General features: G+C 40.4%; 21 protein-coding genes. 13 read left to right on the plus strand and 8 right to left on the minus strand.

The features are described from left to right. Positions 1-376: 376 nt before the first annotated feature. The 7 genes from AC1TO6_RS15915 to dnaA all read right to left on the minus strand — a co-directional run bounded on the left by AC1TO6_RS15915 (position 377) and on the right by dnaA (position 10,440). Positions 377-1,480: an HD-GYP domain-containing protein gene (locus AC1TO6_RS15915; protein ID WP_482102606.1), complete on the minus strand. Its 1,104-nt coding sequence runs from the start codon at positions 1,478-1,480 to the stop codon at positions 377-379. A gap of 132 nt (positions 1,481-1,612) precedes the next feature. Next, a complete protein-coding gene (gene gyrA, locus AC1TO6_RS15920; RefSeq protein ID WP_482102607.1) occupies positions 1,613-4,144 on the minus strand; it encodes a DNA gyrase subunit A in 2,532 nt (843 codons plus the stop codon). 189 nt (positions 4,145-4,333) lie between these two features. After that, the gene (gene gyrB / locus AC1TO6_RS15925; RefSeq protein ID WP_482102608.1) at positions 4,334-6,256 is read right to left on the minus strand and encodes a DNA topoisomerase (ATP-hydrolyzing) subunit B; all 1,923 of its coding nucleotides are present in this window, start codon (positions 6,254-6,256) and stop codon (positions 4,334-4,336) included. Between the two features lie 79 nt (positions 6,257-6,335). Then, on the minus strand, positions 6,336-7,457 hold the full coding sequence (gene recF, locus AC1TO6_RS15930) for a DNA replication/repair protein RecF (RefSeq protein ID WP_482102609.1): 1,122 nt from the start codon (positions 7,455-7,457) through the stop codon (positions 6,336-6,338). Then, entirely contained in the window at positions 7,447-7,686 is a 240-nt protein-coding gene (gene yaaA, locus AC1TO6_RS15935) for a S4 domain-containing protein YaaA (protein WP_482102610.1), read from the minus strand. The genes recF and yaaA overlap by 11 nt, the downstream gene beginning before the upstream one ends. 99 nt (positions 7,687-7,785) lie before the next feature. Continuing rightward, positions 7,786-8,922, minus strand: coding sequence for a DNA polymerase III subunit beta (dnaN, locus tag AC1TO6_RS15940; protein ID WP_482102611.1), 1,137 nt, complete (start codon positions 8,920-8,922; stop codon positions 7,786-7,788). A gap of 168 nt (positions 8,923-9,090) precedes the next feature. After that, complete coding sequence (dnaA, locus tag AC1TO6_RS15945; protein ID WP_482102612.1) at positions 9,091-10,440, minus strand: chromosomal replication initiator protein DnaA; 1,350 nt, start codon at positions 10,438-10,440, stop codon at positions 9,091-9,093. 505 nt (positions 10,441-10,945) lie between these two features. On the opposite strand from dnaA, the gene rpmH reads away from it, so the two are divergent. The 11 genes from rpmH (at position 10,946) to AC1TO6_RS16000 (ending at position 20,987) form a co-directional block, all read left to right on the plus strand. Next, on the plus strand, positions 10,946-11,080 hold the full coding sequence (gene rpmH / locus AC1TO6_RS15950) for a 50S ribosomal protein L34 (RefSeq protein ID WP_067204080.1): 135 nt from the start codon (positions 10,946-10,948) through the stop codon (positions 11,078-11,080). A gap of 78 nt (positions 11,081-11,158) precedes the next feature. Further along, a complete protein-coding gene (gene rnpA, locus AC1TO6_RS15955; RefSeq protein ID WP_482102613.1) occupies positions 11,159-11,503 on the plus strand; it encodes a ribonuclease P protein component in 345 nt (114 codons plus the stop codon). Between the two features lie 83 nt (positions 11,504-11,586). After that, positions 11,587-12,351, plus strand: a complete 765-nt coding sequence (gene yidC / locus AC1TO6_RS15960; RefSeq protein ID WP_482102614.1) for a membrane protein insertase YidC — start codon at positions 11,587-11,589, stop codon at positions 12,349-12,351. Continuing rightward, positions 12,348-13,127 carry an RNA-binding cell elongation regulator Jag/EloR gene (jag, locus tag AC1TO6_RS15965; RefSeq protein WP_482102615.1) on the plus strand — a complete coding sequence of 260 codons (780 nt, stop codon included), beginning with the start codon at positions 12,348-12,350 and terminating at the stop codon, positions 13,125-13,127. Before yidC ends, jag begins: the two co-directional genes overlap by 4 nt. A gap of 202 nt (positions 13,128-13,329) precedes the next feature. Continuing rightward, on the plus strand, positions 13,330-14,715 hold the full coding sequence (mnmE, locus tag AC1TO6_RS15970) for a tRNA uridine-5-carboxymethylaminomethyl(34) synthesis GTPase MnmE (protein ID WP_482102616.1): 1,386 nt from the start codon (positions 13,330-13,332) through the stop codon (positions 14,713-14,715). 23 nt (positions 14,716-14,738) lie between these two features. Beyond that, entirely contained in the window at positions 14,739-16,628 is a 1,890-nt protein-coding gene (gene mnmG / locus AC1TO6_RS15975) for a tRNA uridine-5-carboxymethylaminomethyl(34) synthesis enzyme MnmG (protein ID WP_482102617.1), read from the plus strand. A 198-nt stretch (positions 16,629-16,826) separates the two neighbouring features. Next, a complete protein-coding gene (gene rsmG / locus AC1TO6_RS15980; RefSeq protein WP_482102618.1) occupies positions 16,827-17,543 on the plus strand; it encodes a 16S rRNA (guanine(527)-N(7))-methyltransferase RsmG in 717 nt (238 codons plus the stop codon). 91 nt (positions 17,544-17,634) lie between these two features. Beyond that, on the plus strand, positions 17,635-18,498 hold the full coding sequence (noc, locus tag AC1TO6_RS15985) for a nucleoid occlusion protein (protein WP_482102619.1): 864 nt from the start codon (positions 17,635-17,637) through the stop codon (positions 18,496-18,498). 127 nt (positions 18,499-18,625) lie between these two features. After that, positions 18,626-19,387: a ParA family protein gene (locus AC1TO6_RS15990; RefSeq protein WP_482102725.1), complete on the plus strand. Its 762-nt coding sequence runs from the start codon at positions 18,626-18,628 to the stop codon at positions 19,385-19,387. Continuing rightward, positions 19,380-20,219, plus strand: coding sequence for a ParB/RepB/Spo0J family partition protein (locus AC1TO6_RS15995; RefSeq protein WP_482102620.1), 840 nt, complete (start codon positions 19,380-19,382; stop codon positions 20,217-20,219). Before AC1TO6_RS15990 ends, AC1TO6_RS15995 begins: the two co-directional genes overlap by 8 nt. A gap of 63 nt (positions 20,220-20,282) precedes the next feature. Beyond that, entirely contained in the window at positions 20,283-20,987 is a 705-nt protein-coding gene (locus AC1TO6_RS16000) for a DUF554 domain-containing protein (protein ID WP_482102621.1), read from the plus strand. On the opposite strand, the gene yyaC is transcribed toward AC1TO6_RS16000, so the two are convergent. Then, positions 20,982-21,539, minus strand: a complete 558-nt coding sequence (gene yyaC, locus AC1TO6_RS16005) for a spore protease YyaC (RefSeq protein ID WP_482102622.1) — start codon at positions 21,537-21,539, stop codon at positions 20,982-20,984. The genes AC1TO6_RS16000 and yyaC overlap by 6 nt on opposite strands. A 74-nt stretch (positions 21,540-21,613) precedes the next feature. Here yyaC and AC1TO6_RS16010 point away from each other — a divergent pair, with 74 nt between their 5' ends. Together AC1TO6_RS16010 and AC1TO6_RS16015 are read left to right on the plus strand one after the other, a co-directional pair. Further along, positions 21,614-22,504, plus strand: coding sequence for a mechanosensitive ion channel family protein (locus tag AC1TO6_RS16010; RefSeq protein WP_482102623.1), 891 nt, complete (start codon positions 21,614-21,616; stop codon positions 22,502-22,504). A 4-nt stretch (positions 22,505-22,508) separates the two neighbouring features. After that, the gene (locus AC1TO6_RS16015; RefSeq protein ID WP_482102624.1) at positions 22,509-22,706 is read left to right on the plus strand and encodes a DUF951 domain-containing protein; all 198 of its coding nucleotides are present in this window, start codon (positions 22,509-22,511) and stop codon (positions 22,704-22,706) included. Positions 22,707-22,774 lie beyond the last annotated feature (68 nt).

A 22,774-nucleotide genomic window follows, 5' to 3' on the forward strand; every position in this document is an offset into this window, starting at 1 on the left:
AAATCGACTTACTTCGAAACGTTTTGCTCAAGTGCGTTCACACTCTCGCGATATCTCATTGATGTTTTGCTGTTCAGTTTTCAAGGTTCATTTGGCGAGGAACTAATTTGCTTTCCTCTTTATTTGCTTGCCGCTTGTTTCAGTGGCAACTCTTACATCATACCAAGTTGCGTCGTCCGTGTCAACAACTTTCTTTAACTTATTTTAAGTTGTTTTCAATATGTCGGATGTGCAACGTTATTAAATATAACATCTTATCTTGTTAATTGCAATGCTAGATTTAAAATAACTACACTTTCTTTTTAAATGGTACTGCAATGCGCTATCTAAAGGGTTTTTCGAGTCTACTAATCCAAAAACTTAGTACTCTCTTCTATTAGAGTACTTTTTCTATAGCTAGATGACGATTGATTGTTAAATCTAAAATAGAATTATCTTCAGTTATTTTAAGCATTGGCCGCAGTCTCGCATCTCGGTGGACAAATATAACCTCTCCTACCACGTCATTTGTCAGTTGTACTTTTGCTCCAATAGATAGATTCCCTACTATATCAAGTAATGCTTGTACGACTTTGATATCAAATTTTCCAAACTCTTCTTCTTTAATCATTTCAATTACCTTAAAAGGTGATTCCTTTGATCTGTATATCCTTTCAGATGTCATTGCGTGAAAGACGTCCGAAACGGCAAGGATTTGTGAATGAACAGAAACTTGATTCATCTTATCACCTCGCGGATAACCGCTACCATCCAGACGTTCATGATGTTGAAGAATCGCCAACTTCATTTCATGACGCAAAAGTGGCGTATCTTGAAGCATTTGATAGCTGTATATTGTGTGTTTTTTCACTTCATTAAACTCATCCTTCGTAAGGAATACTGCCTTCTCAGTTATTGACACTTCAATTTTTGACATTCCACAATCGGCTAACGTACCCGCAAGGCCCAGCTGTAAAATCTCCCCTTTGGGGAATCCGACTTGGGCACCAATGGCTGAAGCTAGTAACCCTACGGCTATAGAATGATGATACATATAGTCATCGGGATTTGAATGTTCATTTAAAGCTGCTAATTTACCTTTCTGTTCACTCCACCTTTCCAATAAAGGTATGACCATTGAACGGACTTTTGCTATATCAGGACGAATGCCTGCACGCCATCCAAGAAATTCTTTTTTATACTTTTGGACAGCTTCACTATACTGTGTTTGTAAATCTGTCTGCTTCAAAGATGTTATCGTAAGAATTTCATCTGGATCCACTGTACCTTCACTGTCGTGTTCAAGCATTTCTTCTTTTTTAACGATTAAGCGTTCTTGAATTTTTACTTTTTTCACGCCAAATGCATTCAAAACTTCCAAGTGCTCTAAGGAGAGTTCTGTGCCCTTCCTAACAATCGGGTATCTCGTATTTACAAATATATCTTCACTTAGGATAATACCTGGACGTAGGTCACTTGTTTTTATATACGTTTCTGTCATTGATGTTACCCGCTTTCATCAGATAGTTATTTCTATTGTACTTTAAATATTTCAAACAAACGATAAAAATAAAAAGGTTATTGGAATGGCCAACTTGGCCATTCCAATAACCTTTTGCTATTTCTAGCTTTTTCACTCATCATCCTCTATAGGCGACGATATTTCATCTTCTGGTATTTCAGAAGGAGCTGTGCCTTCTTCCGTACTACTGTTGTCGTTCTCTAGTTCTTCAAGTTCCTCTTTTTCAACTTTGGCAACAGTCGCAACAAGTTCATCTTCCCCTAAACGGATTAAACGAACTCCTTGTGTACTGCGCCCAATAACAGAAATGTCTTCTATATCCATACGAATCAAAATGCCGTGAATTGTGATTAGCATGAGATCTTCAGTGCCATCTACTGTCTTCATCGAAACAAGTGTCCCATTTCGCTCTGTTACATTTAATGTTTTTAATCCATAACCGCCACGTGATTGGATACGGTAATCTTCTTCAGGTGTCCGTTTTCCGAACCCTTTTTCTGTTACAACTAAGATTTCATCGCCTTCATCCACTGTATCCATACCAACAACGATATCACCTGTTCGTAATCGGATACCGCGGACTCCGCCCGCTATACGACCCATTGAGCGAATATCAGTCTCATTAAATTTAATTAACATTCCATCTTTCGTTCCAATAGCAATGTTTTCCTTACCGCTTGTCAATTTGACTTCAATAAGTTCATCATCACCACGGAGCGTGAGTGCAATTAATCCATTTGAACGGATGTTACCAAATTCATTTATAGGTGTACGTTTAACGACTCCATTACGAGTGGCAAAGAATAAGTAATCATCTTTCTCGAATACATCTACAGGAATCATTGCTGTTACTTTCTCATCTTTGTCGACACCTAATAGGTTAATGATTGGTAACCCTTTAGCAGTCCGGCTAAATTCAGGTACTTGATAGCCTTTCGTACGGAATACCCGTCCTCTGCTCGTGAAGAACAAAATGGTATCGTGCGTGGACGTGTTCAAGAGGTGTTCTACGAAGTCGTCATCATTGGTGCCCATACCTTGTATTCCACGGCCGCCGCGTCGTTGGCTTCGATAAGTGTTAGCAGGTAAACGTTTGATATAACCATTATGTGTAAGAGTCAATACCGAGTTTTCAACTGGGATCAGATCTTCATCCTCAAACATTTCAGCGCCGCCCAGTGTAATTTCCGTTCTGCGTTTGTCCTCAAAACGAGTTTTCACTTCAAGTAATTCCTCACGAATAATCTCTAGCAGTTTTGATTCATCTGCAAGAATGGCACGCATTTCAGCCATAAAGACTAGGAGAGCTTCATATTCACTTTCAATTTTGTCCCGTTCAAGTCCCGTTAATCGTTGAAGACGCATATCAAGAATAGCTTGGGCTTGACGATCAGATAAATTGAATTGATCCATCAATCCTGTTTTTGCCTCATCTGTTGTTTTCGATGAACGAATAAGCGTAATGATTCGGTCGATATTGTCTAGTGCAATACGGAGACCTTCTAGTATATGTGCGCGATCTTCTGCTTTTTTCAAGTCGTACATAGTACGTCTGCGGATAACAACTTTTTGGTGTTCAAGATAATGATATAGAATTTCCTTTAGTGCAAGTACTTTTGGTTGACCATCGACCAGTGCAAGCATATTGACACCAAAGCTTGACTGCAGTGCTGTCTGTTTGTACAAGTTATTCAATAGCACATTGGCATTTGCATCACGTCTGACTTCCATAACAATGCGCATTCCTGTTCGATCTGATTCATCCCGTAAATCAGTAATACCATCTATTTTCTTATCTCGTACTAGTTCAGCAATCTTTTCAATAAGACGTGCCTTATTCACTTGGAATGGCAATTCATGTACAAGGATTGTTTCCTTGCCGTTGGACTGCTGTTCAATTTCAACTCTTCCGCGAATAATGACTGAACCCCGTCCCGTTTCATAAGCTTTTCGGATTCCACTACGCCCAAGAATGATCCCGCCTGTCGGAAAATCCGGACCAGGTATTATTTCCATCAATTCTTCAGTCGTAATAGCGGAGTTGTCAGCCAGCGCCAGGACAGCATCAATCGTTTCTCCAAGATGATGTGGTGGAATGTTTGTTGCCATACCAACGGCAATACCGGTTGTTCCATTGACAAGCAGATTTGGATAACGGCTTGGGAGAACTATCGGTTCTCTTTCCTGCCCATCGTAGTTATCTTGGTAATCCACTGTATCTTTATTGATATCGCGAAGAAGTTCCATAGCAATACGTGACATTCGTGATTCTGTGTAACGCATCGCAGCTGCACCGTCACCATCTACTGAACCAAAATTCCCGTGACCGTCGACGAGCATATAACGGTAGTTGAAATCCTGGGCCATCCGAACCATCGTGTCGTACACAGCACTATCACCATGGGGGTGATACTTACCGATAACGTCTCCGACGATACGTGCAGATTTCTTATGCGGTTTATCTGCGGTATTTCCAAGATCCTGCATTGCATACAGAATACGACGATGGACCGGCTTTAAACCATCCCTCACATCGGGGAGCGCACGTGAAACAATGACACTCATTGCATAATCGAGAAATGAGGTCTTCATTTCTGTACTAATGTTAATCCCCTTTACACCACGTTGAGGCATATCTGCCATGTTATTAGACTCCTTTCAACTCATAAATCCGTAACGATAAACTTAAATTACCTAATGAATCCACTGTGGCGCAAGGGGATGCCTCCCGCTGTAAGCCAAGCAATTTTAGCTAACCCTTGTAAGGCTTTTACGCTATATTTATTTGTTCAACAAAACAAGTTCCATTTGACTTTTGATTTAGCTAACTTATCAGGTATCTATATTTTTCACATACATTGCATTTTCTTCGATGAATTTACGTCGCGGTTCGACTTCATCTCCCATTAGCTGCTGGAACGTCGAATCCGCGTCGAATGCGTCTTCAAGATGAACTTGAAGCAATGTACGTTGATCAGGATCCATTGTTGTATCCCACAATTGTGTTGCATCCATTTCTCCTAGACCCTTATATCGTGTAATGACAGGTTTAGGTATAGCCGGGAGCCGTCCAATAATTTCTTGGAGTTCTTCCTCAGTGTAGCAATACTCCTGAGTTTTCCCTTGTTTCACACGATAAAGAGGTGGCTGGGCAATATACACATACCCCGCCTCAATAAGCGGTCGCATAAAGCGGAAGAAAAAGGTTAAAAGAAGGGTACGTATATGGGCACCATCGACGTCTGCATCAGTCATAATAACAAGTTTATGATAACGTGCCTTAGCAAGGTCAAATTCTTCTCCGATGCCAGTGCCCAGAGCTGTAATCATTGCACGGATTTCCAAGTTACCTAAAATCCGATCTAGACGTGCCTTTTCAACATTCAAGATTTTGCCTCGAAGTGGAAGAATTGCTTGAAAGTGTCGGTCGCGCCCCATTTTAGCAGAACCACCGGCCGAGTCACCTTCAACGATATATAGTTCACTTATAGCTGGATCACGTGAAGAGCAGTCCGCCAATTTCCCTGGAAGGCTTGATACTTCAAGTGCAGACTTTCTGCGTGTAAATTCACGCGCATTTTTCGCCGCAAGACGGGCACGTGCTGCCATGAGACTTTTATCGATGATTTGACGCGATGTTGTCGGATTTTCAAGCAGGAACCTTTGGAATCCTTCAGAAAATAGTGAGTTGGTAATTGTACTCACTTCAGAGTTACCGAGTTTCGTTTTAGTCTGTCCCTCAAATTGCGGGTCAGGGTGCTTAATCGAAATAATAGCAGTTAATCCTTCACGTACATCGTCGCCTGATAAGTTTGGATCGGCTTCTTTCAATACACCGTTCTTCCGTGCATAATCATTGATGACACGTGTCAAGGCTGTCTTAAAACCTGATTCATGCGTACCACCCTCGTATGTGTTGATGTTATTGGCGAATGAAAACAGACTCTCTGCGTAGCCGCTATTGTATTGCATTGCAATTTCAATTGAAATACCATCTTTTTCACCTTCAATGAAAATTGGTTCATCATGAATAGGCTCTTTGTTTTTGTTCAAATGTTCTACGTATGACTTGATGCCGCCTTCGTAGTAATAAACGTCGCTTCGCTCTTCTTCGCTGCGCTTGTCTGTAATCGTGATCCGAAGACTGCGGTTGAGATACGCAAGTTCGCGAAGGCGATGCGCTAAAATTTCATACTCATAAGTTGTTGTTTCCGTAAAGATTTCAGGGTCTGCTTTAAAGCGGATTCTTGATCCAGTTTCATCAGTTTTACCGATTACACTTAGTTCTTTGGTTACTGCACCACGTTGAAACTCGATGAAATGAACTTCACCATCACGTCTAACGAATACCTCTGTTGTCTCGGACAATGCATTTACAACAGACGCGCCAACGCCGTGCAAACCGCCCGAAACTTTATAGCCTCCGCCACCAAATTTACCGCCTGCATGAAGTACCGTCATAATAACTTCAACTGCTGGTCTGCCTGTTGACTCCTGAGTACCTACCGGAATTCCCCGACCATTATCGTCGACACAAATCCAATCATCTTTTTCTATCGTTACTTCGATATGGTCACAGTAACCTGCAAGAGCTTCATCAATACTATTGTCAACAATTTCCCATACTAAGTGGTGAAGTCCTCTAGAACTCGTTGTCCCGATATACATACCTGGACGTTTGCGGACAGCTTCCAATCCTTCTAAGACTTGGATTTGATTTTCATCATAGGCCATCTGCATATCTTTCTCTTCCATTGCCAAACTGTTCACCTTTCCTTTCAGAACGTCTAACACTTTTATAACCTGAATTTATAAAACAGGATTACTGCAATTGTCAATCATCTTTTCTGGCCACTTCACCCGCTGTTACTTCAAATATATCTGCTTGGCGAATTGTGTCATGGTCGATTCCCGCTACGTTCGTCGTAGTAACAATTGTCTGCACTTCTCCTTGAATTGTGTTTAGAAGATGAGATTGTCGGTAATCGTCAAGTTCGGATAAGACATCATCCAGAAGAAGGATGGGTGTTTCTCCGACTTCTTGCTTGACGAGTTCGATTTCCGCAAGTTTAAGGGACAGTGCTGTTGTCCGCTGCTGTCCCTGCGATCCATACGTTTGAATGTCATAACCGTTGACAATAAAGTGGAGATCATCTCTGTGCGGTCCAATTAATGTCATACCTCTATCCAGCTCGCGTTGTCTCACTTCAAGCAAGCGCTGGCCTACTATTGACTGCATCTGTTCCACAGTCTGTCCGGAATCGAGTTCTTTTAGCGTTCCATATGAAACTTTAAGAAATTCGATACCACGGGAAATGCCTTGGTGGATCGGTTCAGCCCATTTCTGTAAAAGTTCCATAAAATAAAACCGTTTGCGAATAATTTGAACGGCCAATTGAATATACTGTTCTGTATAAATATCAAACATGACATCGTTGAGTATCGATTTACCCCGATTGTCTTTTAAAATGGCATTACGTTGTTTCAATATCTTTTGAAATGTTAAGAGATCGTGTAAATAAGTTGGCGAAATTTGTCCGATTTCCATGTCTAGAAACCGTCTTCTCACCTGGGGACTGCCCTTTACAAGATTCAAATCTTCCGGAGCGAACATGACGACATTTAATTGACCGATGTACAAGCTAAGGCGTTTCTGTTCAAGATGATTAACTCGCGCTTTCTTGCCCTTTTTAGAAATAACTAATTCCAACGGTAGTCGTCCGTACTTACGCTGTATGTCCCCTTCTAGTTTACCATATTCTTGTTCCCAACGTATCAATTCACGATCATTGGATGTTCTATGCGATTTTGCCATGGAGAGGACATAGATCGCTTCCATGATGTTTGTTTTACCTTGGGCATTTTCGCCGATTAATACATTAATTTGCGGTGAAAATGAAAGTTCGAGTGATTCATAATTCCGGTAATCAGTTAGTGCCAGACGTTCAATATGCATCCGTTTGACCGTCTAATTGTCCAATTACTTTATATGTGCCTACATCAGGGATTTTGATAATATCTCCGTCACGGAGTTTCTTTCCTCGGCGCTGTTCCTCCTCACCGTTGACATAAACAATGTTTTCTTCTAGGAACCATTTGGACATGCCGCCGGAACTGATTAAGTCAGTCATCTTTAATAATTGTCCAAGTGTTATATATTCTGTATCGATCGTTACATTTTCCAATGCTTCTCAACCCTTCGTCAGTTAGTTTATCCTTCTATTTTAGCTGATTTTCGACCGTAAGTAAAAAGGATAGTCAAATTAGTGACTATCCTTCAAAAATCAGTATGTCCTTACAGGGAGTATTAATTGCAGAATCGAGTCGTCGTCAACCGATTTCAAGATGAATGGGCGCATCGCCCCTGTAAATTGAATGGTTACATCCTGCCCATCGATTGCTTTCAATGCATCCATCATATATTTGGCACTAAATGAGATATTCAGTCCTTCGCCTATTACTCCGATTGCTTCTACCAATTCTTCAACTTTCCCCACTTCAGGAGAATTCGAAGAGATTTCGATGACTTTCCCTTCATCTGCTGAGAAGCGGACAATGTTATTCCTTTCTTCTCGTGCGAGCAGTGATGCCCGATCAATCGCTTGTAGAAGAAGTTTCCCATTCACCGTCACCGATGTTTTGTATTCCAAAGGGATCAGTCGTGAAGTATCTGGGTAATTGCCTTCAAGTAAACGTGAATAAAATAATACACCACGTGTTTTGAATAAAACTTGTTGATCGGCAATAACAATTTCCACTAGTTCAGCATTGTCAGGAAGAATTTTATTTAATTCTTGTAGACTTTTACCTGGGATAACTACACTGAATGGAACTTCCGGCATTTCTTCTGGAATTGTCAATCTTCTTGCCAATCGGTGGCTATCTGTAGCGACACAAGCAAGTCCTCCATCTTTCGCTTCCCAGTGAACCCCTGTCAAAATTGGTCTTGTTTCTTGTTGAGAAACCGCGAAAACCGTTTCACGAATGATGGATTTCATTAAATCTGCAGGCAATGAAAACATATACTCATCTTTTACATTTGGCAGTATCGGATAGTCTTCCGGATCTAATCCAATTAGATGGAATTCCGACTTCCCTGATTGAATATGTGTTTGAAGCCCATTAGTCACTTGGATGGTTACGTCATTCGTCGGGAGTTTTCGTACAATTTCGCTAAAAACTTTAGCTTGCAGCACAATACTGCCTTTCTCCATGACTTGAATAATTTGTTCCCCGTTATCTTCAACAGGTATGAATGTACAAATCGTTATATCAGAATCGCTACCTGTTAAAGTCATTCCTTTTTCGTCCACTTCAATTTTGATACCTGTCAAAATCGGGATCGCTACTTTATGACTTATGGCTTTCATTACATCGCTTAATCCGTCAAGCAGCTTGTCTCTCATAATCTCAAATTTCATTCTGTAACCTCGCTTAGTATATATATTATTAGTTATTAATAGATAGTAGTAATAGTAGTAGGGCCTGTGGATATGTTTATAAGTCTCTTTTCCTTAGTTGCTCGAACGTTTTGCACATGTGTATAACATGTGCAAGTTTTGTATTCTCTATTCTACGTTGTCCACAACTCATCCTCTGCCAAGCACATTACGAATATCTTGAACATCCTGTTGAAGCGCTTGTTCTTCTTTCAACATTTTCCTGATTTTCTCATGTGCATGAATAACAGTTGAATGATCACGACCTCCGAATTCAGATCCGATTTTAGGCAAGGAAAAGTCCGTAAGTTCTCTGGATAGAAACATGGCAACTTGTCTTGGAAATGCAATTGCCCGGGTTCTTTTCTTGGCTGTGAAATCCTCTAATCGAATATTGAAATGCTCTCCAACAGCTTTTTGAATATCGAGAATCGTTACTACACGCGGTCGGGAATTGGGAATGATATCTTTTAATGCCTCAGCAGCAAGATCCGTATTAATATCCGAATTAACCAAAGATGAATAGGCAACAACACGTATAAGTGCGCCTTCAAGTTCACGTATGTTTGAATCTATCTGGTTTGCAATGTATAGCATAACCTCATTCGGGATATCAATAAGCCCATCAGCTTTCGCTTTTTTGCGCAAAATTGCAATCCGTGTTTCCAAATCCGGAGGAGCTATATCTGTAATAAGACCCCATTCAAAGCGGGATCTGAGCCTGTCTTCAAGGGTTGGTATCTCTTTTGGAGGACGGTCACTTGAAATGACAATCTGTTTTGACTCTTCGTGGAGAGTATTGAACGTATGGAAGAATTCTTCTTGTGTTTGTTCTTTTCCGGCTAGGAATTGAATATCATCAATTAAGAGCACGTCCACACTCCGGTATCGATCTCGGAATTCAACGGCCTTGTTATCGCGAATGGAGTTGATGAATTCATTCGTGAATTTTTCAGACGATAAATACATAACTTTTGCCGATGGATTTTGTTCAAGCACATAATGACCGATTGCATGCATTAAGTGAGTTTTTCCAAGCCCGACACCACCATAGATAAACAGTGGATTATAAGCTTTTGCAGGGGCTTCAGCCACAGCGAGCGATGCTGCGTGGGCAAAACGGTTACCTGAACCGATGACGAAAGTATCGAATGTATACTTTAGATTAAGCATACCTGGAGCTGAGGTTAGTGGAACCTTTTCTATTGGTTTAACAGTAGGTTTGGGAAGCATAAAATCATTTTCTTCCATATTTTTAGGGACGACAAACTGAATGATCCGGTCTTCTCCGGTCAGTTCCGATAGAATTCCAGTAATTAGATGTACGTAGTGGTTTTCCAGCCAATCTTTAGCGAATGAATTGGGTGCTGCGATGGTGACATTCTCTTCGCCGTAGGACATTAGCTTCGTGGACTTCAACCAAGTTTCGAAACTGGGCCTTGAAATTTTCTGTTCCACTTTTGATAATACTTCAATCCATAGTTCTTCCAAATGTTCCAAACGTGTGCCTCCTTTGCAGTGTAAATAAAAAGCCTGAAGATATGTATTATACACAGTTTCCACTTACGTGGATAACTTTCATACAAAAGTGTTGAAAAAAGTATCCACAATGTATTAACAACTGTGGATAACAAAATCGTTATAAAAATATGTGCACAACAAATACAATTCATTGTAACAGGAAAAACGATGGATTACAAGGAGTCTTAAACCTTATCCACAGCATGTACAGATGTGGATGAAACCTTTATCCACAGGCATTAATATGTGAAAAAGCTGTCGATAAGAAGTGTGCATAAAAATATGTCCTGAAAAACTATCAACACTCAACTTCTCTATGGCCTAGAGAAACCGTGGATAACTTCCGGGACAAAAATCAATAGATATAATTAGGCAGAATCTCTGTTGAATAAAAAAAGGTTGACTTTTGTGATGGAAAACCGATATACTATTCAAGACTGTCACAGCAATTAAAGGACAATCAATGCAGGAGGTGTCTTAAAAGATGAAACGTACTTACCAACCAAATAAACGTAAGCGTAGTAAAGTTCACGGTTTCCGTGAGAGAATGAGCACGAAAAGCGGACGCAGAATTCTTGCAGCTCGTCGTCGTAAAGGAAGAAAAGTGCTATCAGCATAAGGCCACTGACATTCAGTGGTCTTTTTTCTTGTTTATAATGAAGAACTATAATCATAGATGACGGAGCAGGTGGAATAGATGAACAAACGTCAAAGGATAAAGAAAAATGAAGAATTTCAAGAAGTATTTAAAAAAGGGAAGTCGTTTGCCAATCGGCAATTCGTTGTGTATTCCTATAGGAAGGAAGACCAGTCCGAATTTAGGATTGGTTTATCAGTCAGTAAAAAGGTAGGCAATGCAGTGGCCCGAAATAGGATTAAGCGGTATTTAAGACAATCCTTCTTGGAAATGAAAGATGAATTGCGAAATGACATGGATTATGTCATCATCGCCAGACATCAGGCTGCCACATTAGACTTTCACGAAACGAAGAAAAGTTTACAACATGTCTTACGTATTTCAAAAGTGTTAAAGAAGAAGTAGAAGGAAACCAATGGACATGATAAACTGAAATTATTGGCCAATAGGCTATCTAATTGAATAAGATAAGATTTGGGGGAACTGATTTGAAAAAGAAATTAGCGTTAATCCTCATACTGACAGCATTGTCGGTATTTCTTGCGGGATGTTCGGAGTTCCAACAACCTATTTACGAGGACAGTGAAGGGTTTTGGAATAAATTTGTCGTTTGGCCGTTAGTTTCTTTAATAACGACATTCAAAGAGTTACTCGGAACATACGGTTACGGAATTGTTGCGGTTACGATCATCATCCGACTTGTCTTGCTTCCATTAATGATCAAACAGACACAGAGTTCAAAACGGATGCAGGAAATACAACCCGAACTGAAAGCTCTAAAAGAGAAATTCAAATCCAAAGATGCGGTCACTCAACAAAAGTACCGTGAAGAAACGCAAAAACTCATGTCAGAACGAAAAATCAATCCTGTTGCAGGCTGTTTGCCAGTTCTCATTCAAATGCCAATTCTTTTCGGCTTCTATCACGCTATCAGCCGAATGAATGTAACCTATGATATTGGGAACTTTATGTGGTTTGAACTTGCAGCGCCAAGTATTACACTTTCAATTTTAGCTGGAGCCATGCAGTTCATCGTTCTGCGTACTGGTCCTGCAATGGACAACCCCCAGATGAAAGTAATGATGTACATTATGCCGTTCATGATTATGATCTTTGGTGCATTCTTGCCGGCAGCACTTTCACTTTATTGGGTAATCGGTAATATCATTTCAATCATCCAAAATATCTTCATTTACAAACCATTTAAGAAAAAAGAAGTGGAACCTGTAAAAGTGGGAGGGAAACGGAAATGACAAGGATGACGCGAAGGGGAGCCACTGTTGAAATAGCGATTTCATCGGCATTAACAGCACTTGGAGTTACGCGGGATGAAGTAGAAGTCGAAGTGATCAATCAGGGAAAAAAAGGTTTTCTTGGTTTCGGTGTAAAAGAGGCTGAAGTGGCCGTAACCATTATAAATGTTGAAGAACCTTCCGTCCCTGAAAAAGTGACATTGTTCGAGGAAGCAAACCCTATAAAGGATGTTCTGCTGACCGATATGGAACTTACTACCGATGAATCCATTGGTAAATCTGCTATTGAAATAGAAAAAGTACAAGTTGAAGGACTTCCTGATGAAATAGCCGTCGATGAGACGAAGCACTATTTGACAAAGGTTGCGACTGCAATGGGTATAGATGATATTCAAGTAAATCATGTAATTGAAGGCAAATATGTCACTTTCCATATGGAAAGTGCAAAAGCTGCGCTACTTATAGGTAAGCGCGGGCAAACTTTAAACGCAATTCAACAATTAGCGCAATTAGTCACGAATAAGTCATCCAGTCAATTCAAAGTTGTCCGGGTGGATGTAGGGGATTACCGGGAGCGGCGCGAACAATCACTTGAACAATTGGCAGATCGCATGGCCGACAAAGCAGTCCGAACAGGTCGAAAAGTACAACTCGAGCCAATGGCTTCCTATGAGAGAAAAGTAATTCATAATGCTTTATCAAGACGATTGGATATTGAAACATATTCAGAAGGTGTTGATCCTTACAGGTATCTTGTCATTGAATCAGTTAGATAATAAAATAAAGTCCCGCAAAAGACGGATCCTGTCTCTGCGGGACTTTTTCATGGATTCGTTTTAATTTCGAAAACACTTATCCACAAAAAAACACTTACAGCGCTATGAGAATGAGCGGATTTGTGATAATATATTATGTTAGATAGTCGTGTCCGAAATAGGTTATCCACATGTGCGTAACCAAGCCAGGAAGGTGAATTTCATGCATTTTGATACAATAGCCGCCATTTCCACTCCAATGGGGGAAGGCGCAATTGCCATCGTCAGGTTAAGTGGGGATGAAGCTGTCCAAATTGCGGATCAAATATTTCGTTCGCCGTCCGGCAAGAGGCTGAAAGAAGAATCATCACATACAATTCATTACGGACATTTAATTGATCCGGGAACAAATGAAACGATTGAAGAAGTAATGGTTTCTCTTATGAAAGCGCCAAAAACATTTACCCGTGAAGATGTAATTGAAATAAATTGCCACGGCGGAATCGTCGCGGTTACTCGTGTTCTAAGACTTGTTCTAAAAGAAGGCGCTCGTCTTGCTGAACCGGGAGAATTTACAAAACGGGCATTTCTTAATGGTCGTGTCGACCTATCACAAGCGGAAGCGGTCATGGACTTAATCCGTTCGAAGACAGATCGGGCAATGGATGTTGCGCTCAATCAGATGGAAGGTAAGCTTTCACGATTGATCGGGGAATTAAGACAAGCGCTTATCGAAACGTTAGCGCAAGTTGAAGTAAATATTGATTACCCTGAATACGATGATGTCGAAGAAATGACAATTCCGCTTATGATTGAAAAAAGTACATGGGTGAGAAATGAAATTGATAAGTTGTTACTTACTTCATCCCAAGGGAAAATTCTTCGAGAAGGCCTGTCTACAGTTATCATTGGAAGGCCAAACGTAGGGAAGTCCTCCTTGCTAAATAGCATCATTCAAGAAAATAAAGCGATTGTAACTGACATAGCAGGGACAACGCGTGATATTATTGAAGAGTACGTTAATGTACGGGGTGTTCCACTTCGTCTTGTTGATACAGCCGGAATCAGAGAAACGGAAGACATCGTGGAACGAATCGGCGTCGAAAGATCCAGGAAAGTGTTGAAAGAAGCAGATTTAATTCTGCTTGTACTAAACAGTTCTGAAGAGCTTTCTATAGAAGATGAACGCCTTTTTGAAACGGTAAAAGGAATGGATACGATTTTTGTTATTAACAAAACCGATCTTCCGCAAAGAATTGATATGCAAAAAGTGATGGAACATGCCGGAACAGGCAAAGTCGTCACAACCTCCCTTTTGAAAGACGAAGGGGTGGATGAATTGGAAGAAGCAATTGCTGGACTCTTTTTCGAAGGAAATCTTGAGTCAGGCGATTTCACATACGTTTCAAACGCAAGACATATCGCACTGTTGCACAACGCACGTGCCACAATTGAAGACGCACTCGCGGCTGCAGAAGCAGGCGTTCCAGTCGATATGATTCAAATTGATGTCACTAGAACTTGGGAGATTCTCGGAGAAATTATCGGGGATACGGTCCAAGACGGTTTAATCAATGAACTTTTCTCTCAGTTTTGCCTCGGAAAATAAAAAATAGAAGGAAGGAATAGAACATGCCCAAATTTGAAGCTGGCACGTTCGATGTCATTGTTATAGGAGCCGGTCATGCCGGAGTAGAGGCGGCATTATCCGCTGCTAAAATGGGTGCAACGACGCTTGTACTTACAATGAATCTAGATATGATTGCCTTTATGCCATGTAACCCATCACTCGGTGGTCCTGCTAAAGGGATTGTCGTACGTGAAATTGATGCACTTGGTGGCGCAATGGGGAAAGTGATCGACAAAACACATATCCAAATGCGGATGTTGAATACAGGAAAAGGACCAGCAGTACGTGCACTTCGTGCGCAAGCCGATAAAGTCCTTTACCAATCAGAAATGAAACGTCTTCTGGAAGAACAGGAAAATCTGACACTTCATCAAGGTGTTGTGGAAGAATTGATTGTGGAAGATGAAGAAATTAAAGGAGTAATTACACAAGTTGGTGCCGTCTACCGTGCGAAGACAGTTATTATTACAACTGGAACATTCCTGCGTGGTGAAGTTATTATTGGCGACTTGAAATACTCCAGTGGACCGAATAACCAAATGCCTTCAATCAAACTTGCAGATAATATTCGTGAACTTGGCTTTGACATGGTGAGATTTAAAACGGGTACGCCACCGCGTGTCAACAGCAGAACGATTGATTATAGTAAAACTGAAATCCAGCCTGGGGATGATACAGCATGGGCATTCAGTTATGAAACAACTGAATTCATCACGGACCAATTGCCATGCTGGCTAACATATACGTCACCGAGAACACATGAACTAATTAATGAAAACCTCCACTTGTCCCCAATGTATTCAGGGATGATCAAAGGGAAAGGGCCACGTTATTGCCCGTCCATTGAAGATAAAATCGTTCGTTTTGCAGATAAGTCACGTCACCAAATCTTCCTTGAACCGGAAGGCCGTAATACCAAAGAAGTGTATGTCCAAGGATTATCAACGAGCTTGCCGGAACACGTTCAGAAGCAATTGATCGCAAGCGTACCGGGACTTGAAAACGCGGAGATGATGCGTGCGGGTTATGCGATTGAGTATGATGCAATCGTTCCTACGCAACTTTGGCCAACACTTGAAACAAAAAGAATTCGAAATTTATATACTGCTGGTCAGCTTAACGGCACATCCGGCTACGAAGAAGCTGCAGGGCAAGGGATTATGGCTGGTATCAATGCGGCTTCCCGTGCTTTAGGAAAAGAAGAACGTGTCCTGGGACGTGCTGATGCATATATAGGTGTTCTCATTGATGACCTTGTTACAAAAGGGACAAGTGAGCCATATCGACTTCTTACATCACGTGCGGAGTATCGACTTTTGTTGCGTCATGACAACGCCGATATGCGTTTGACCGAAATTGGCTATCAAATTGGGCTGATTACTGAAGAACGACATGATGCACACGTTTTAAAGAAGCAACAAATTGAAGATGAAATAAAAAGACTTCGGAAAATATCGATAAAACCTGACAGTCACGTACAAGAGATTATACGTGAAACGGGTGGTTCTGAACTAAGAGAACCAATGAAGGCAGCTGATCTTCTGAAACGCCCTGAAATAAAGTATAGCCAAGTGGAAAGAATCGTCCCTCCTACGGAAACGGTTTCCGAGGAAGTGAAAGAACAGGTTGAAATTTTCATTAAATATGAAGGTTATATTGAAAAGTCATTGCAACAAGTAGAGAAAATGAAAAAACTGGAGAACAAAAGAATACCTGACAACATTGATTATGATGCAATATCTGGTATCGCAACAGAAGCTAAAAGCGTACTGAATGAAGTTAGACCTTTATCCATAGCGCAAGCGTCTCGTATATCCGGAGTTAATCCAGCCGATATTTCAATTCTTCTCGTCTATATTGAACAAGGAAGAATTGCTAAAATATCAGTTTAAGCTATTTAACTGGTGCGGAATTCAAGTTCCCACCAGTTTTCCTGCTTTTGCGCCTAGAGGCTAGGGTCATAAGTCGATCTGACAAAGGAAGGATTGAACTGCATCCTTCCAAGGCGGAAAAGCACCGCGACGTCAGCCCGTCTTATGCCTGTCGCCTCTTAACAGGCGCATACGCTTTTCTTATTGGGGGGAATATTGATGGATGTTGAACAATTTATTCAAGCTTTGAAAGACAAAGGTATTGAGTTGACTGAAATGCAAATAATGCAGTTTAGCCAGTATTTCAAACTTCTGGTAGAATGGAATGAAAAGATGAACTTGACGGCAATTACTGATGCGCCATCGGTTTATCTGAAACACTTTTATGATTCCATTTCTGCGGCATTTTATATTGATTTAAATGATAGAAAAACAATTTGTGATGTCGGGGCAGGTGCTGGATTTCCAAGTATTCCTTTGAAAATTTGCTTCCCAAACCTTGAAGTAACAATTGTTGATTCGTTAAATAAGAGAATTGGTTTCCTCAAAGCTTTGGCCGAGGAACTTCAACTTGAAAATGTAAACTTTGTCCATGCACGAGCAGAAGATTTTGGACAGGATCAACAATATCGCGAACAATTTGATATTGTTACTGCTCGAGCGGTTGCACGTCTTTCTGTTTTAGCAGAATTATGTGTTCCACTTGTTAAAAAGGGTGGCGTATTTATAGCGATGAAAGGTGCAGCTGCAGATGATGAATTAGCAGATGCGAAAAAAGCACTTTCCGTTCTCGGTGCTTCCATTAAAGAAGAGCATTCTTTCACATTGCCATTTGAAAATAGTGAACGGAATATCTTTGTTTTCGATAAAGATAAAATTACTCCTAAAAAATACCCTCGTAAACCAGGTGTTCCGAATAAAACACCAATTCAGTAAATTGTTTCACGTGGAACAGCGAGAAAAGGTATACTATCACTATGCATAAATAGTAGAAGTAGGGAGCAGTATTGAAAAGGTGGTGCCGGGAATGAAAAGTCCGTTTTCACGATTTTTTGGAAGTGGGGAGAAAGAATTAGAACCACTCGTTAGCGAAGAAATTCAGCATGAAGTAATAGAGCAAGTGAAAATAGATTCTATTAAGCCCAACAAATATCAACCGCGTACAGTTTTTTCTGAAGAGAAGATTGAAGAACTTGCTAGGACAATCCACACGCATGGTGTCATCCAACCAATTGTCATAAGAAAAATTGACGAAGAGCAATATGAAATTATTGCGGGGGAACGTAGATATCGAGCCATGCAAAAGTTGGGATGGTCGGAAGTTCCGGCAATTATTCGAAACCTTGATGATAAAGAAACTGCATCTATTGCTTTGATTGAAAACTTGCAGCGTGAGGAATTGACTGCAATTGAAGAAGCGTATGCATATGAGAAACTTCTGGAACTTCATTCACTAACACAAGAAGCATTGGCACAAAGACTAGGAAAAGGCCAATCTACTGTTGCAAATAAATTGCGGTTATTGAAGCTACCGGATGAAATAAAGAATGGCTTACTGGCAAAAGAAATATCCGAGCGACATGCAAGAGCTCTAATTCCTGTCAAAGATAGTGAATTGCAATCAAAGCTGTACAATGAAGTGATAGAACTGCAGTTGAATGTGAAGCAACTTGAAAATAGAATCTTACAAGTCCTGCATCCAAAAGAAAGTACCAAAGAGAAAAAAGCAGGACCTAAAAGAAAATCTGTCAGTAAAGATGTACGAATTGCTCTAAATACAATTAGGCAATCGCTTGTTATGGTAACAAAAAGTGGAATTGATGTGAAAACCGAAGAAGAAGACTCGGAGGACTTTTACACAATTACTGTAAAAATTCCGAAAAAGAAATAAAGGAAGACTCTTGCTTGACTCATGCAAGAGTCTTTTTGCTACATAATTCTCTACAAAAAATGCTTTTATTGATAGACTAGAAGAAGTAGATAAATTGATATTAAAAGTGCAGGAAGCAGGTGCAGATTTGGGCAGAATTATAGCAATTGCAAATCAAAAAGGGGGCGTCGGAAAAACGACAACATCCGTGAATCTAAGTGCTTGCCTTGCTCATATAGGCAAAAAAGTTCTTTTGATTGATACTGATCCGCAAGGGAATGCAACGAGCGGAGTAGGTGTCAATAAAGGGGAAGTCCAGCAATGTATTTATGATATTTTAATAGATGATGTTAATATAAAAGATGTAATTCGCTCTACTAAAGTGGAAAATCTTGATATCGTTCCTGCAACAATCTCTTTGGCAGGAGCGGAAATTGAGCTAGTTTCAACGATTTCAAGAGAAGTTAGGATGAAGCATGCCATCCAAGAAGCGAAAGATATATACGATTACATTATCATTGATTGCCCGCCTTCCCTTGGATTACTCACTATAAATGCCCTAACTGCATCAGATTCAATTATCATACCTGTTCAATGCGAGTATTATGCACTTGAAGGGTTAAGCCAACTGCTAAGTACGATTCGACTTGTACAGAAGCATTTAAATGAAAATCTAATGATTGATGGCGTTTTACTGACAATGTTCGATGCAAGGACAAATCTAGGGATTCAAGTGATTGAAGAAGTGAAAAAGTACTTTCAAGATAAAGTATATAAAACCATTATCCCAAGAAATGTTAGGTTAAGTGAAGCACCGAGTCATGGTGAACCGATTATTGTCTATGACTCCCGATCACGAGGTGCTGAAGTGTATTTAGAGCTGGCAAAGGAAGTGGTACTCAATGGCTAAGGGTCTTGGAAAAGGGTTAAATGCTTTATTCCCTGGAGAGTCACTGACAAAGGCAGAGTCGGTCGAACATATTCATGTAAAAAGTATAAAAGCGAATCCATACCAACCTAGGAAAATATTCGATGAAAGCGCTATTCAAGAACTAAGTGCATCAATTAAAGAACACGGTATCCTTCAACCAATCATTCTAAGAAAAGTCGGTACAACATACGAAATCGTAGTGGGGGAAAGACGATTTCGTGCAGCACAAATGGCGGGTCTGTCAGAAATCCCTGCAGTTGTCCGTACTTTAACTGACGTAGAAACAATGGAGTTTGCCATACTTGAAAACTTACAAAGAGAAGACTTAACCCCAATTGAAGAGGCTGAAGCTTATCATAATCTAATGGAGAATCTGGGCCTAACACAGGAGCAGCTCGCATTTAGACTTGGGAAAAGCAGACCTCATATCGCAAATCATGTACGATTGCTATCACTTCCAAAAAAAGTACGAAACTATATTACTGAAGGGAAACTTTCAATGGGCCACGGACGTACATTACTTGGTCTACGTAAAAAAGAACAAATTGCAATTGTGGCAGAACGGGTATTAAAAGAAGGTCATAATGTTCGACAACTTGAAAAACTTGTCCAAAGAATGAATGAAGAAGTTCCACGTGAAACAAAACCGGAAAAAAACAAAGATTTGTTCCTAGCTGAAAGTGAATCTAATCTTAGGGATTATTTCGGTACAAATGTATCAATCAAGAAAACAAAGAACAAAGGAAAAATTGAAATTGAATTTTTCTCAGAGGATGACCTGGAACGTATTCTTGAACTATTGAATGAATAAATATGTACCTATTTTGCCAACTGTGCAAAATAGGTATTATTTTTAACGGGCGGAAGTGAGAATGTGGTTTTGTTCGGAACAATTGTAAATGTCATTTTAATCGTTGCAGGTGCATTCATTGGACGATTTTTACACAATATACCAGAACGAATGAAAGAAACAGTCATGTATGGAATCGGGCTGGCAGTTGCAGTTATAGGTATACAGATGACCTTTGAAAGTACGCAAGTTTTGATTGTTATTATAAGTATCGTCCTCGGGGCTGTAATTGGTGAATGGATGAATTTAGAAAAGAAAGTGAATGACTTAGGTTTATGGATGGAAACTAAGATACCCGCTGGTAAAAAAGGTCCGGGTATTGCACAAGGGTTTGTCACTGCTACGCTTATTTTTGTTGTCGGATCGATGGCGATTATTGGTGCCATTGACAGTGGACTGAGAAATGATCATGATGTCTTAGTAATGAAAGGGATTATTGATGGTTTCACTGCTATCATATTAAGTTCTACACTAGGAATCGGTGTTGCTTTTGCTGCAATTCCTGTACTCCTCTACCAAGGAATTATCACTCTGTTTTCCACTCAAATCAGCAGATTCGTTCCTGATGAATTGCTGGCGTTCTTCATTTCAGAAATGACGGCAACGGGTGGATTAATGATTCTTGCAATCGGGTTAAACTTAATTGGTCTGACGAAAGTGAGAGTTGCAAATCTAATTCCGGGTATTCTTGTAGTAGGTGTAATCGTTACAATCATCCACTATCTATGATCTGTGACGACCATGTGCTAACTGCAAAGCACGAGAAATAATGCGACTCATTTCGAATGGCAGGTATAGTCGTGTACTCTGAAGAACAGCATGTTCCATAAATCCGGCAATATTGACGATGCCTTTAATGGATACATCTCCAACAGGAGGTAAAACTTTACCTACAGCTTTGCCAGGATGGATAGGTCCACTATTAAATAGTAATTGTCCAATGGAACCGCCTTGTCCAAGGCAAGCATCTATTGCTACGATAAATGCAGAAGGATTAGAGCTTCGGGTTTCATCGATATGTTGTTGTAGATTAAGGGCATGTAACGGACTTTCTAACGTTCCGATTACGGTGAATGGGAACAGGGGAGACTCTGATAGAAAAGAACCGGTCAGTGGACCTAATGCGTCTCCCGTGGAACGGTCAGTTCCGATACAGAAAAAAATGAGATCTTGAGCATCAAACGGAATGCGTTCGAGAAACAAAGAACTAAGTTTCCAAACAGCGCCCGTTTCCTTGTAATGAATTCTGTAGTCGTATGGTAATGGAAGAGGATCTCGCATGAAAAAACTCCATTTCTTTTTTTATAACTCAGTCTACGCTCGCAAGTGATTTATTATACGAAAGGAAGAGGATTGTGGCAGTAACCTTAAATGAGGACATTGAAAAGCTGAAAGAAGAAGCTGAAGAAGTAGGACAAATACTGTTTAATACAAAAACTTGGATTGATATTGGTATGCTGGGACTTAAAGTTGTCTTCATTATCCTGCTATCCATCATTGTAGTCAAAATAGGTAAAAGCGTTATTAGCCGCGCATTCAAGGTCAAACTGAAAGGTGCCTTGCGCCATACAGAGCGCCGAGAAACAACGTTGGTTAAGTTGCTTCAAAACACATTGTCATATGTCGTCTATTTCGCAGCAATACTAGCAATTCTTTCCGCATTTGAAATCAATGTTGCAGGAATTCTTGCGGGGGCTGGAGTATTGGGCTTGGCAGTCGGATTTGGTGCCCAAAGTCTTGTGAAGGATATCATCAGTGGATTCTTCATTATTTTTGAAGACCAATTTTCAGTAGGCGATTATGTTGAAATTGGGGCAGCGGTTGGGACGGTCGAAGAAATCGGTTTACGTACGACGAAAATAAGCGCATATGGTGGGGAAATACATATCATCCCAAACGGAAATATTACAGAGGTCGTGAATTATTCAATTAATAATTCACTCGCTATAGTGGATATTAGACTAGGATATGAAACGGATATTGCCAAAACCGAAAAACTGTTGGAAGCGTATCTTGCAAACTTATCTGTTGGATATGAAGCACTGATATCACAGCCGACTATCGTAGGTGTACAAGATTTGGGAGCGTCTGAAATTATCATGAGAATTACAGCAGAAACCCAGCCTGTGATGCAATATGCAATTGCCAGGCAATTACGCAGAGACTTGAAAGTATTCCTGGATCAAAACGGTATTGAAATACCATACCCGAAAATGATTATGCATCAACCGAAAAATGAGGTGTAGATAAATGGTGGAAAAAGTTTATGGGTTAAATGACATTGTTGAGATGAAAAAGCAGCATCCATGCGGAACGAACGCATGGAAAATCATTCGGATGGGGGCAGATATCCGCATTAAGTGTGAGGGATGCGGTCACAGCGTTATGATCCCCCGCAATGAATTTACAAAGAAAATGAAAAAAGTACTTGTCAAAGCGGAGTCTTGACCTTTAACTAGGACCTTGTTCCTCAGGCAGATGGACAACTGAGCCTGCTGTCCTTATAATGGAAGAGT

It is taken from the genome of Sporosarcina sp. Y352 (assembly GCF_056786535.1).